Genomic DNA, 12,208 nt, shown 5'->3' on the forward strand with positions numbered 1-12,208 from the left:
CTCACTCGTTCTGCCAGCGGATCCCGTACGCGAAGCCCGGCGCGAGGTGGCGGAACCGGACGTGGACCTCGCCCGCCGCGTCGGGCTTCAGCTCTTCGCCGCGCGGTGATCGCGTGTCGTTCTGGAACGCCTTCTCCAGCAGGATGATCCTTGCCGGCACCCGGTCGCCGAAGCGGACGTGCAGGTCGAACAGGTCGCACGGGCGCCGCGGGACGCAGATGTAGTGCGGCTGGCGCATGTTCGCCCGGAACCGCAGCCCGATGTCGTGCCGCTCACCGCGCCGCAGCGGCTCCGGCAGCCGCAACGCCAGCCCGATCCGGTCACTCGACTCCATCGCGCGGCCGGCGAGCGCGCCGCCGTGGAACACGTCGACCTCCAGATCCGACTCGCGCACCGAATCACCGGATTCGGCGCCCGCGGTGAGCGTCAAGGCCAGGTCGAGCTCGGCGATTTCGTCGGCGTCGGCGACGACCCGGCGGAATTCGAACGCCTCGGCCACCGGCTGGTCGAGTGCGAGCGTCACGCGCAGTTCTTCGGTGTGCCAACTGCGGCTCGGATAGCGCGGCCGCGGATCCGGTCCGCCCGCCGCGACGGCCATTGCCGCGACCTGCTCGATTCCTTCGTCGATCCGGCGCCGGACCGTCCGGTCGTCGCGGTCGAGCGTGATCGCCGCCCAATGCACCCGTTCCTGGTAGAACGGTTTTCGGGCTCGCTCGTCCAGCGCGAACGCCGCCCGCAGAGCGATCTTCAGGTCGTCGGGCAACGACTCGACGAGCGGCCGCAATCGGTCGGTGAGTTTACGCCGCATCTCCACCGAGTCGTCATCTTCCAAAATGCCACAGGTGGCGCGCAAAGCGGGACCGACGCGATCCGCGAGCGGTGTGGTGAAAATTCCCCGCCCTTTGCGCAGAACCTTCAACTCACCGACCACGTCCGCCGCACTGAGGTCCACCGTTCCTCCCTCGCCCTTCCCGCCGGGCATCAATATTCGTCAGCGCCGACGCCGATGTCCAGTCGATCAAGCGGCGGCAAACGGATCGTTATCCGCCGCATTCTTGGCGGGCTTCACCGATTTCGCGCGGAAAAGCACCGGCCCTCACCCGGCGGCCGAACGCCGGCGCGTCGAAAACGTCGAACGCCCACGCGCCACCCCGGCGGGTGATCATGGAGTGGCCGTGGGTGGACCCGGGTACTTGTTGATCATGAACCCGAAGGTGTGGCGCCTGCTGATCTCGGGGTCGCTGCGGCTGTTCCTGATCAGCGCCGTGCCGGCCGCCGCGCACCTGTCCCTGTTCGTGGGGGTGGTCGCGACGGTGATCGCGTTCGTCGTGCCGGCGCCGCGGACGCCGCACCAGCGCCTGGACCCCTAGGCCGCCACGACGCGCGCCAGGACGGCCGGGACCGCCCGTTCGAGCTCGGCCGCGGCGTCCTCACCGCCGGCCAGGTACCGGAGCAGGGCCTGCTGGAACAGGCCGTCGAACAGCGCGTACGCGACGGACCGCGGCACGCTCGCCGGCACCGACGCCAGTTCGGCGTAGCGCGCGACGACGTGGTCGATCATCTCTTCGCGGCGCCGGTCGATCTCGAGCACGTCGGCGCGGAAGGACTCCTCGAACAGGCTCTGGTTGCGCAGGTCGTACCAGAGCCGGTGCATCTTGGCGTCCGCGCGCAGCGTCGCGGCCATCGCCACCGCGAAGTCGCGCTCCAGCTCCGCCGCCGTCCGCGCGCGGGCCACGATCTCGTCGTACCGCGTGACGCACACTTCCTCGAACCGGCGCACGCAGTGGGTCAGCAGGTCGACCTTGTCGGCGAAGTAGTAGTGCAGGACGCCGTGCGAGAACTCCGAGTCCTGCGCGATCTCCCGCAGGCTGGTGCGCGCGTAGCCGAGCTCGGCCAGGGTCTGCAGCGCCGACTCGGCCAGCTGGGCCCGGCGGTCGGCGAACTTGTCCACCCCGCGGCGCGAGATCCGGTCGCGGGTCCGCTCCTTCGCCTCTGTCACCTGCACCGTCCGTCACGTCGTGGGCTGCCGGTTTCATTCTATCGGGCCGTTGACCAGCTGCTTTACCGCGCCAGTTCTCGCCGTACGTCCGCCGGCGTAGGGGCGATTGCCGTACGGCGGGGGACGACCGCGGCCGCCCGGCGCACGACCATGGGACGCGCCACGAAGGAGGCACCCATGACCCAGCCCGTGGAAACCACCGGCCTGACCAAGCGCTACGGACCCACCGCCGCCGTCGAGGGGCTCGACCTGACGGTGCGCGCCGGCGAGGTCTACGGCTTCCTCGGCCCGAACGGCGCCGGCAAGACCACCACGCTGCGGATGCTGCTCGGCCTGATCCGGCCCACCTCCGGCCGCGTCCGGGTGCTCGGCGCCGAACCGGGGCCCGGCAGCCTCGCCCGCGTCGGCGCGCTGATCGAAGGCCCCGCCTTCTACCCCTACCTGTCCGGCCGGGCCAACCTGCGCGTCCTCGCCGACCACGCCGGCGTGCCGCGCAGCCGGGTCGACGCCGTGCTCGACGTCGTGAGCCTCGCCGGCCGCGCGAAGGACCGGTATTCGGCGTACTCGCTCGGCATGAAGCAACGGCTCGGGCTCGCCGCGGCGCTGCTGAAGGAGCCCGAGCTGGTCGTGCTCGACGAGCCGACCAACGGCCTCGACCCGGCCGGCATGGCCGACATGCGGGTGACCCTCCGCAAGCTCGCCGCCGACGGCTGCACCGTGCTGCTGTCCAGCCACCTGCTGGCCGAGGTCGAGCAGATCTGCGACCGCGTCGGCGTGCTCGACCACGGCCGCCTGGTCAGCGAAACGACGGTCGCGGACCTGCGGGCGGGCGGCGCGCTGCGCGTCGTCGCCGACCCGCTCGAGGAGGCCCGTGACCACCTGCGCCGGCTCTACGACACCGTCCGCGTCGACGGTGACGCCCTCGAGCTCGACGTCGACCGCGGCGAGGCCGGGCGGGTCAACGCCGAGCTCGTCGGCGCCGGGCTGACCGTCACCGAGCTGCGCTGGCGCGAACCCGACCTGGAACAGACCTTCCTCACCCTCACCGGAGGTACCGGCCGTGCTGCGTGACATCCGCGCCGAACTGACCAAGCAGGCCCGCCGCCCGGCGAGCTGGCTGCTGCTCGCCGTCGCCCTCGTCCTGTCGCTGACGTTCGGCTACGCCGTCCCCTACGCGGGGTTGAACGGCGCCGCCGGGCCGCCCGGCCCGGCGCGCGGCTTGGACGCGCTGCTGCCCGGCGCGTTCGTCGGCAGCGCCCTCGGCGGGCTGCCGATCTTCGTCGGCGCCCTCGCGCTGATCTTCGGCGTGCTCGTCACGGGGAGCGAATACGGCTACGGCACGTGGAAGACCGTGCTGGTGCAGCACCCGTCGCGCGTCGCCGTCTTCGCCGCGAAGCTGGTCACCGTCGCGGTCGGCGCGCTGGCCGTGGTGCTCGCGCTGCTGGCGGCGACCGCGGGCGCGAGCGTGCTCGTCGCGTCCCTGAAGGACCAGCCGGTGGTCTGGCCGGCGGTCTCCGACGTCCTGCTCGGCCTCGGCGCCGGCTGGCTCGTCACGACGATGTGGGGCGCGCTCGGCGTGCTGCTCGCCGTCGGGCTGCGCTCGGTCGCGCTGCCGATCGGGCTCGGCCTGGTGTGGCTGCTCGCCGTGCAGAATCTGCTCGCGTCGATCGCCGCGCCGCTGCTGGGCTGGGTCGCGCAGCTGCAGAAGGCGCTGCCCGGGCCGAACGCGGGCGCGCTCGCGGCCGCGTTCGGGGCGAGCGCGCCGGGTGTCGACCCGATCGTGGGGTCCGGGCAGGCCGCTGTCGTGCTGGCCGCGTACCTGGTCGCCTTCGCCGTGCTCGGCGGCTGGCTGCTGCACCGCCGCGACATCGCCTGACGCGGGGTACCGGCCACCGGTGCGGTGAGCCGGGGCGCGCGTCCGTCCGGTGTAGTGTTTGCCGGTCCGACCGGCGGGTGACCCACGTGAGGTGCCATGACAGTGCGGCGGTACCCAGTCGCGGCCCTGCTCGTCTTCCTCACGGTGGCCCTGGTCGTGGTCAACGGCTTCGCGTTCTGGGGCGACACCGTCGCCCTCTGGATCGACGACGCCATGCAGCTGAGCGCCGGGGTCGGCGCGGTCGTCTGCGGCGTCGTGGCCGCGCGCCGCGTCCGCGGGCACCAGCGCTGGTGGCGGGTGCTCGTCGCGATCGGGATGGCCGGCTGGTCGCTCGGCCAGTGCGCGTGGTCGTGGTACCAGCTGGTCGACGGACGCGGGCTGCCGTCGCCGTCCCTGGCCGACGTCGGCTACCTCAGTTTTCCGCTGTTCGCGCTCGCCGCGCTGTTCGTCCTGGCCCGGGCGCGGGTCCGGCCGGACCGCGAACGCTGGCAGCCGGCCCAGTGGACCGCGCACTTCGGCGTCGCGGTGGTGCTCGACGGCCTGATCGTCACCGGCTCGCTGTTCATCCTCACCTGGACCGCCGCGCTCGGGCAGCTGGTCCGGGCCACCGCTCCGGACAAGCTGACCTGGGCCGTCGCCATCTCCTACCCGCTGTCGGACCTCGTGATCGTGGTCGTCGCGGTGCTGCTGGTCGTGTTCGACCGGGTGGACCGCCCCTACCGGGCGAACCTGCTGCTCGCCGCCGTCGGGATCGTGGCGCTGGCCTGCTCCGACAGCGTGTTCGCCTACCTCGTCAGCATCGGCGCGGAGAGCATGAAGCCGTGGTCGGACGGCGGGTTCGTGCTGGGGCCGCTGTTCATCGCGTTCGCGCTGCTGGTGACGCCCGGTTCGCGACGCCGCGAGGACGCGGGCCCGGCCGCCGGGGTCGACTGGTGGCAGCTCGCGCTGCCCTACGTCCCGGTCACCGCCGTCGCGCTGCTGATCACCGTGCAGCTGGTGGCCGGCGCGGGCCCGGACGGCGTCGAGGTGTTCGTCGGCGTGCTCGTGGTGTTCCTCGTGCTCGCCCGGCAGCTGCTTTCCTTGCTGGACAACCGGTTGCTGCTGCGGCGGGTGTACGAGGGCCAGCAGCAGCTGACCCACCAGGCCTACCACGACCCGCTGACCGGCCTGGCCAACCGCGCGCTGTTCGCCGACCGGCTGGACCGGGCCGTCGAGGCCCCCGACCGGCCGCTCGTGCTGATCTTCGTCGACCTCGACGACTTCAAGGAGGTCAACGACCGGTTCGGGCACGCGGGCGGCGACGTCCTGCTGCACGCCGTCGCCCAGCGGCTGCTGAGCTGCGTGCGCGCGGGTGACACCGTCGCGCGGCTGGGCGGCGACGAGTTCGCGATCCTGCTGGAGGGCGAGCTGGACGCGCCGCAGGCCGTCGCCGACCGGATCCAGGGCGCGCTGCGGCGGCCGTTCGCGGTGCACGGCACGCTCGTGTCGGTCCGCGCGAGCATGGGCCTGGTCGTGCCGGACCCGGCCGAGCCGCTGGTGACGTCGGACGTGCTGCTGGGCCGCGCGGACACGTCGATGTACGCGGGCAAGCGGCTGGGCAAGGACACGACGGTCGTCTACCGCCCGTCCCAGGACGGGCCGCCGGACTTCCCGTCCGCGCTGCGGCGCGCGTCGGGTGGCATCCCGGAGGGGTTCGGCCTGGTGTTCCAGCCGATCGTCCGGTTGGCCGGCGAGGTCCCGGTGGCCGTGGAGGCGCTGGCCCGCTGGACCACGCGCGACGGCACGGTGGTGTCGCCGGAGACGTTCGTCCGCGCGGCCGAGGGCGCCGGGCTGGGTGCCGAGCTGGACGCGCTGGTGCTGGACCTGGCGTGCCGCGAGATCACGACGGCCGGGCTGGACCTGACGGTGCACGTCAACGTGTGCGCGAGCCGCCTCGGCGCGGCGGCGCTGGAGCGCAGCGTCGGGTCCGCGCTGGAGCGCTACCGGCTGCCGCCGTCCCGGCTGGTCGTCGAGATCACCGAGACGGTCCCGGTCCCGGACCTGGCCGCGGGCGCGGCGGCGATCCGGCGGCTGCAGGAGCTGGGCGTCCGGGTGGCGCTGGACGACTTCGGGGCGGGGTACAGCTCGCTGACGGTGCTGCACGCGCTGCCGGTCGACCTGATCAAGCTGGACCGGGCGCTGACGACGGGGGTGCAGCCGGAGCGGGACGCGGCGCTGTGCCGGTCGCTCGTCGGGCTGTGCGCGGAGCTGGAGCTGGACGTGGTCGCCGAGGGGATCGAGACGGCCGAACAGGCGTCGCTCGTGACGCGGGCGGGGTGCACGACCGCGCAGGGCTACCTGTACGGCCGCCCGGCCCCGCTGTCCGCGCTGCGCTTGTCGGCGATCTCGGCGGGTTGAGCGGGGCCGGGCACTCGTCAGTCCGCGTGCACTCCGGGCGGGAGGACGCCGTAGATCGTCGCCGTGGAGCCCGCGCCCCGGCGGTTGATCGGCCCACCCACCAGGACCCACGCCCCCGTCGTCGGCAAGGCCTTCAGGTTCGCCAGGATCTCCAGGCTGATCCGGTGGCGCCGGTAGACCAGCTTCGACACCGTGTACGTCTCGTCGGTGCCGACGTCCGGGCTGAACGTGTCGGTGCCCGTGCCGCCGCGGCGGCCGAGCCGGCCCGTGTCGATCAGCCACTTCACCGCCGGGATCGAGAACCCGGGCTGGTGCAGCACGCCGTCGGCGCCGGTGTTCGGGTAGGCCGGCGTGCCCCACTTCGCGTCCCAGCCGGTCCAGAGCACCACGACGGACTCGTCGGGGATGCGGCCGTGGCGCTTCTCCCACGCCTTGAGGTCGTCGATCGTCACGGCGTAGTCCGGGTTGCCCGCGGCCTTCGCTCTCACGTCGATCTTGACGGCGGGCCGGAATAGATCCGCCGGGTCCATGTCGTCGGCGAGGGGCTCGCCCGTGTTGAAGTGGCCCGGCGCGCCCCAGTGCGTGCCCGTGTGTTCGCCTTCGCGGACGAACTGCAGGTAGTAGCCGTCGTTCGGGATGGTGGCGATGGTTTCCAGCTCGAAAGCCGGGTCGCCGGGGAAGACGTTCGTCGTGGCGGGGTCGTTGACGTGCGACAGGTTGACCAGGTTCAGCTGGTCGAGCCGGACCGGCGGCGCCGTCGCGGCCTGGGCGGTCCGCCCGGACAGCGCGGCGCCGAACACCCCGGCCAGGCCCGCGGCCAGCACCCTGCGTCTCATCGGCATTGGGGATCACCTTTCACCGGAACACCGCCCGTACGGTGCGGCCTGCTCGGTGATATCACCCGAGCCGCGCGGGGCCAAGGAGTTGAGCGAGGATGGACGCATGGACGACGACATCGAAGACCACGCCGACGAAGGCATCCTCGACCCCGAGGACACCCTGGTCGACCGCGACGAGCTGGCCGAGGGTTATTCCCCGCCGGAACGCCCGCGGGAAACGGAAGAGTGGGGCACGACCGCGCGTGAGACCGCCGAGGGCGAGAGCTGGGAAGGCCGGCTGGCGCGCGAGGTCCCGGACCTGGCCGCGGACGAGGGTGACGGCCTCGGCGACAGCGAGGACACCGACGGCGAGCTGATCGACGACGAGGTCGGCGACGTCCGCGCGGGCCGCCTGGTGGCGACGGACGAGGGCTTCGGCGAGGACTCCGATGAGGAGCTGTACGCGTCCGACGCCGGCGTCGACGGCGGCGCGGCCTCGGCGGAGGAAGCGGCAGTCCACGTGATCGACCCGTCCCGGCGGTGGTGACTAGCCGGACCCGCCCCCTCGACGGGTCCGGCCCTTTTTTCGCGACCGGCCTAATCCTTTCCCCCGTCCGGCGCGTGGGGTAGGCGGCAGAGCGGTCGTGTCCGGATCCGGCCGGGTTCGCTCGCGCTGCCGGAAAGGGACGCGGAATGCTCGAGGGGCTGCTGACACCCGGCGCGGGCGCGCTGTACGACGCGATGGTGCGCACCGGGCCGCTACCGCTGGACGACCCGCGGGCCGAGAGCCCGGAGATGCGGGAGCTGTTCGACCGCGGGTTCGTGCGCCGCGACTACCGCGAAGACCCGGTGATCGCGCCGATGGAGCCCGTGCGCGCGGTCGATCACGCCATCCTCGGCGCTCAGCAGCAGCTGCTGGAGCAGCAGCGGCAGATCGTCGCCGCGCGCCAGCAGCTGGACGTGCTGCAGGCGGTGTACCGGGCGGCGAACGGCGCGGGCGGCGACTCGGCCGTCGAGGTGCTGACGGACCCCCGGCGCATCGGCTCGCTGTCGCTGGAGCTGTGCCTGTCCGCGCGCGAGGAGTTCCTGACGTTCACGACGCACCACTTCAAGCGCAAGCCGGACGCGGGCACGGTGATGCGCCTGCCCGAGGCGGTGACCGAGCGCGGAGTGGCGTTGCGCAACGTCTACGAGCGCGCGGCGCTGGAGTTCGAGGGGGCGAAGGAGGTCGTCGCCGCGAGCGTCGAGGCCGGCTGGACCATGCGGGTGGCCTCGGAGCTGCCGATGAAGATGGTGATCGCCGACCGCCATTCGGCGCTGGTCCCCCTGGACCCGAGCGGGATGGAGGGCGCGCTGTTCGTGCGGAGCCCAACGATCGTGGCGGCGCTGCGGATGCTGTTCGAGCTGGTGTGGGCGCAGGCGGTGGCGGTGCACGGGCCGGCGGCCCCGCCCCGGCACGGGTTGACGCCGACGCAGGCGAAGGTGCTGGACCTGCTGGCGACGGGCATGACGGACGGGGCCATCGCGCGGCACCTGGACGTCAGTGAGCGGACGGTCCGGAGGCACGTGCAGGGGTTGCTGGAGGCGTTGCAGGCGGACAACCGGGTGGCGGCGGTCTTCGCGGCGACCCGGTTGGGCTGGCTGGGCTGAGCGGCGGCCGGCTCGCTCGGCGAGGTCGCGAACGACCCATCGTTCGCGACGCCGGTCGGTCACCGCTTGCCGCGGCCTACTCCAGCTTGCGGCACTCCGGCGGGCCGTCGGTCCAGATCCACACGCACACGCCCGGCGGCCGGACCGCCGGGTCGCCGTTGCCCGTCGCCGCGGCCGCCGCCGGCGCGGCCAGCGTGCCGATCGCCGCCGCCGCGGCCAAGCCCGCCAGCGCTCGCTTGATCATGGCTGTCCTCCCCGAAGTGATCTTCCGGGACCAACTTAAAGCCGGACCACCGCGCGGCGGCAGGGGCGGGTTCGGCCACTGTCCGCTTCCGGCCGGCCCGAACCGGCCGGAACCGGACGTTGGCCGCCGTCGACCGGTGTGCGGACCGTCTTCCGCTCTTACCGTCGGCCCCATGGGTGAGGACGCGCCCCCGCGCTGGTGGGCCGAGGAAGGGGCTCGTCCGCGGCCGGAGCCCGCCGGCTGGTGGCCCGAAGCCGACACTCTGCACTGGGTGCGGAACCCCGACGAAGCCGGCTAGACCCGGTTGTACTCGCGGACCGCGTCGAGGTACTCCGCGATCGCGTCGCGGTTGCGCAGCAGGCACTCCGCCCGCCGGGCCATGCGGTCGCGCTCCTCCTCGAGCGTCGCGATCATCTCCGGGGTCGCGTCCGGGAAGTAGATCGCGCGGGGCTTGTCGAGGCAGGGCAGGATCTGTTTGATGATCCGCGTGGGCAGCCCGGCGTCGAGCAGCCCGCGGACCTGGATCACCCGGTCGACCGTCGGCTCGTCGTAGTCGCGGTAGCCGTTCGCCCCGCGCGACGCGATGATCAGGCCCTGCTCCTCGTAGTACCGGAGCAGCCGCCGGGACGTCCCCGTGCGCTCCGACAGCTCGCCGATCCGCATGTGCCCCACCTCACGTAGACCTTCACACGTATGTGAGGGTTCGAGCATAGCGGCATGACGAGCACCGAAACCCGCCGGCAGACCGCCGCCCTCCTCGCCCTCACCACCGCCGCGTTCGTCACCGTGCTCACCGAGGCGCTGCCCGCCGGCGTGCTGCCCGGCATGAGCGCCGGCCTCGGCGTCGGCGAGCCCGCGGCCGGCCAGGCCGTGACGATCTACGCCCTCGGCACGGCCCTCACCGCGATCCCGCTCTCCGCGGCCACCGCGACCTGGTCCCGCAAGCGCTTGCTGCTGGCCGGGGTGGCCGGGTTCGCCGTCGCCAACACCGTGACGGCGCTGTCCGCGAGCTACCCGCTGACCATGGTCGCCCGGTTCGTCGCCGGCGTGGCCGCGGGCGTCGTCTGGGCGCTGCTGGCCGGGTACGCCCGGCGGCTCGTCCCCGGGAACCAGGGCAAGGCGATCGCGATCGTGATGGCGGGCATCCCGCTGGCCCTGTCGCTCGGCATCCCGGCCGGGACGTTCCTCGGCGGCCTGCTCGGCTGGCGCTCGGCGTTCGGCGTCATGTCCGCGATCGCCGTGGCGCTGCTGCCCTGGATCGCCGTGAAAGTCCCGGACCGGCCCGGGCAGACCGGCGGCCGGGTCCCGGTGCTGCGCACGCTGGCCGTGCCCGGCGTCGCGCCCGTGCTGGCCGTGACGCTGGTGTTCGTGCTGGCCCACACCGTGCTCTACACCTACGTCGCCGCGTTCCTCGGCCACGCCGGGATGGGCGACGCGGTGGACGTCGTCCTGCTGGTCTTCGGCGTCGCGTCGATGGCCGGGATCTGGGTCGTCGGCGCGCGGATCGACCGCGCACTGCGCACTTTGACGGTCCTCAGCACGATCCTGGTCGCGGTGGCCGCGACGATCCTCGCGACCGCGTCGGGCAGCCCGGCGCTGGTCTACGCCGCCGTCGCGCTGTGGGGCCTCGGCTGGGGCGGCGTCCCGACGCTGCTGCAGACCGCCGCCGGCAACGCGGGCGGCGAAGCGGCGGACAACGCGCAGGCCATGCTCGTCACGCTGTGGAACGCGGCGATGGCCGCGGGCGGCGTGCTCGGCGGCGTCCTGCTCGACGCCGCCGGACCGGCGTCGTTCCCCTGGACGCTGCTGGTGCTCCTGCTGCCGGTGCTCGCCGTGGTGCTGGGCGCCCGGCGGCACGGGTTCCCGGTTCGATCCTGAGTGGACGAAGGGCCCGGGCGGGTTCGCGCCCGGGCCCTCCAGCTTCAGCAGCGGCCGGCGATGGCCCGCAGCAGTTCCGCGTTCGCGGTGTCGCCCGAGAGCTCCCAGGCGAACATCCCGCCGAGCCCCTGCGACTTCGCGTAACCCGCCTTCGCCGACGCCGTTTCGGACGTGTCGTAGCTCCACCACTGAGAACCGCACTTCGCGTACGCCGTACCGGCGACCCTGCCGTTGGCGGGGCACGTCGTCTTGAGGACCTTGTAGTCCTCGACGCCCGCTTCGTACGTTCCCGGGGCGGGCCCGGTGGCGGTGCCGCCGGGCTGCTTCTGCGTCACGCCGTCCCAGCCGCGGCCGTAGAACCCGAGGCCCAGCAACATCTTCGCCGACGGAACGCCCTGGTGGCGCAGCTTCTGGATCGCGGCGTCGGCGTAGTACCCGGCGTGCGGGATGCCCGGGTAGGACCGCAGCGGCGAGTGCGGCGCGGTGGGCCCGGTCGGCTGGCCGCCGGCGACGAAGTAGTCGTAGGTCATCACGTTGTACCAGTCGAGGTACCGGCTCGCGCTGCCGTAGTCGGTGGCGTCGATCTTGCCGTCCTTCGAGCCGTCCGCGGTGATCGCGGCGGTGACGAGCTGGTGCCCGAACTTCGCCCGCAGCGCCTTGACCAGCGCCGTGAACGCCTTCGGCCCGCTGGTGTCGCAGGTGGCGCCGCAGGCGTTCGGGTACTCCCAGTCGATGTCGATGCCGTCGAAGACGCCCGCCCAGCGCGGGTCGTTGACCAGGTTGTAGCAGGACTGGGCGAAGGCCTCGGGGTTCTTGGCCGCCTCCGGGAAGCCGGCCGACCAGGTCCAGCCGCCGAACGACCAGAGCACCTTCAGCTTCGGGTGCAGCTTCTTCAGCTCGAGGAGCTGGTTGAAGCTGCCGTGCAGCGGACCGCTGTCGGCCTGGCCGTTGACGCTCGTGGTGGCGTCGTAGGGCATGTCGTGGTCGGCCCACGGGTCGCCGACGGCGCACCCGCCGCCCGTGACGTTGCCGAACGCGTAGTTGATGTGGGTCAGCTTCGCGGCCGAACCCGACGTCTCGATGTCCTTGACGTGGTAGTTGCGGGCGTAGACGTCCCAATCGGCGAAGTAGGCCATCACCTTGCCCGAGGGCTGGCTCGCTTCGGCGGACGGCGCCACGACGCCGGCGGCGGCCAGCGCCAGTGCGGCGACGGCGACGCTCTTTCTCATGCGGAGCACGACTTTCCCTTCCGGCCTGCGGACTGGGTGGCGCGCTGAGGCTAACAGGTCCAGACCACTGCGGACCAGGGCGAAACGTTGTGGTCAAAGGTTTCGCGATGACACCGC

General features: G+C 72.8%; 14 protein-coding genes. 8 read left to right on the forward strand and 6 right to left on the reverse strand.

What is annotated here, in order from left to right; translation table 11 throughout:
- Position 1 precedes the first annotated feature (1 nt).
- Positions 2 to 808, reverse strand: a complete 807-nt coding sequence (locus tag ACZ7OH_RS01535; protein WP_470279560.1) for a hypothetical protein — start codon at positions 806 to 808, stop codon at positions 2 to 4.
- A gap of 367 nt (positions 809 to 1,175) precedes the next feature.
- On the opposite strand from ACZ7OH_RS01535, the gene ACZ7OH_RS01540 reads away from it, so the two are divergent.
- A complete protein-coding gene (locus ACZ7OH_RS01540; protein ID WP_470279081.1) occupies positions 1,176 to 1,370 on the forward strand; it encodes a hypothetical protein in 195 nt (64 codons plus the stop codon).
- On the opposite strand, the gene ACZ7OH_RS01545 is transcribed toward ACZ7OH_RS01540, so the two are convergent.
- Positions 1,367 to 1,999 (reverse strand): TetR/AcrR family transcriptional regulator, encoded by a 633-nt coding sequence (locus ACZ7OH_RS01545; RefSeq protein ID WP_470279082.1) that lies wholly within the window; start codon positions 1,997 to 1,999, stop codon positions 1,367 to 1,369. The genes ACZ7OH_RS01540 and ACZ7OH_RS01545 overlap by 4 nt on opposite strands.
- A gap of 177 nt (positions 2,000 to 2,176) precedes the next feature.
- On the opposite strand from ACZ7OH_RS01545, the gene ACZ7OH_RS01550 reads away from it, so the two are divergent.
- From ACZ7OH_RS01550 to ACZ7OH_RS01560, 3 genes are all read left to right on the forward strand, one after another.
- Positions 2,177 to 3,070: an ABC transporter ATP-binding protein gene (locus ACZ7OH_RS01550; protein ID WP_470279083.1), complete on the forward strand. Its 894-nt coding sequence runs from the start codon at positions 2,177 to 2,179 to the stop codon at positions 3,068 to 3,070.
- Positions 3,060 to 3,875, forward strand: coding sequence for an ABC transporter permease (locus tag ACZ7OH_RS01555; protein ID WP_470279084.1), 816 nt, complete (start codon positions 3,060 to 3,062; stop codon positions 3,873 to 3,875). The genes ACZ7OH_RS01550 and ACZ7OH_RS01555 overlap by 11 nt, the downstream gene beginning before the upstream one ends.
- 102 nt (positions 3,876 to 3,977) lie before the next feature.
- Complete coding sequence (locus ACZ7OH_RS01560) at positions 3,978 to 6,272, forward strand: putative bifunctional diguanylate cyclase/phosphodiesterase (RefSeq protein ID WP_470279085.1); 2,295 nt, start codon at positions 3,978 to 3,980, stop codon at positions 6,270 to 6,272.
- Between the two features lie 17 nt (positions 6,273 to 6,289).
- On the opposite strand, the gene ACZ7OH_RS01565 is transcribed toward ACZ7OH_RS01560, so the two are convergent.
- Positions 6,290 to 7,114, reverse strand: coding sequence for a cyclase family protein (locus ACZ7OH_RS01565; RefSeq protein WP_470279086.1), 825 nt, complete (start codon positions 7,112 to 7,114; stop codon positions 6,290 to 6,292).
- Between the two features lie 100 nt (positions 7,115 to 7,214).
- Between ACZ7OH_RS01565 and ACZ7OH_RS01570 the strand changes: the two genes are divergently transcribed.
- Positions 7,215 to 7,637, forward strand: a complete 423-nt coding sequence (locus tag ACZ7OH_RS01570) for a DUF5709 domain-containing protein (RefSeq protein ID WP_470279087.1) — start codon at positions 7,215 to 7,217, stop codon at positions 7,635 to 7,637.
- A gap of 146 nt (positions 7,638 to 7,783) precedes the next feature.
- Positions 7,784 to 8,740 (forward strand): LuxR C-terminal-related transcriptional regulator, encoded by a 957-nt coding sequence (locus ACZ7OH_RS01575; protein WP_400893712.1) that lies wholly within the window; start codon positions 7,784 to 7,786, stop codon positions 8,738 to 8,740.
- 76 nt (positions 8,741 to 8,816) lie between these two features.
- Here the strand turns inward: ACZ7OH_RS01575 and ACZ7OH_RS01580 are convergent, their stop codons facing one another.
- A complete protein-coding gene (locus ACZ7OH_RS01580) occupies positions 8,817 to 8,984 on the reverse strand; it encodes a hypothetical protein (protein ID WP_470279088.1) in 168 nt (55 codons plus the stop codon).
- 172 nt (positions 8,985 to 9,156) lie between these two features.
- Between ACZ7OH_RS01580 and ACZ7OH_RS01585 the strand changes: the two genes are divergently transcribed.
- Complete coding sequence (locus ACZ7OH_RS01585) at positions 9,157 to 9,282, forward strand: hypothetical protein (protein WP_470279089.1); 126 nt, start codon at positions 9,157 to 9,159, stop codon at positions 9,280 to 9,282.
- Here ACZ7OH_RS01585 and ACZ7OH_RS01590 read toward each other — a convergent pair.
- Entirely contained in the window at positions 9,279 to 9,647 is a 369-nt protein-coding gene (locus ACZ7OH_RS01590) for a MerR family transcriptional regulator (protein ID WP_470279090.1), read from the reverse strand. The genes ACZ7OH_RS01585 and ACZ7OH_RS01590 overlap by 4 nt on opposite strands.
- 54 nt (positions 9,648 to 9,701) lie before the next feature.
- On the opposite strand from ACZ7OH_RS01590, the gene ACZ7OH_RS01595 reads away from it, so the two are divergent.
- A complete protein-coding gene (locus ACZ7OH_RS01595) occupies positions 9,702 to 10,862 on the forward strand; it encodes an MFS transporter (RefSeq protein ID WP_470279091.1) in 1,161 nt (386 codons plus the stop codon).
- 44 nt (positions 10,863 to 10,906) lie between these two features.
- On the opposite strand, the gene ACZ7OH_RS01600 is transcribed toward ACZ7OH_RS01595, so the two are convergent.
- A complete protein-coding gene (locus tag ACZ7OH_RS01600) occupies positions 10,907 to 12,091 on the reverse strand; it encodes a glycoside hydrolase family 18 protein (RefSeq protein ID WP_470279561.1) in 1,185 nt (394 codons plus the stop codon).
- Between the last annotated feature and the right edge of the window lie 117 nt (positions 12,092 to 12,208).

Source organism: Amycolatopsis sp. NPDC114478, from assembly GCF_055633805.1.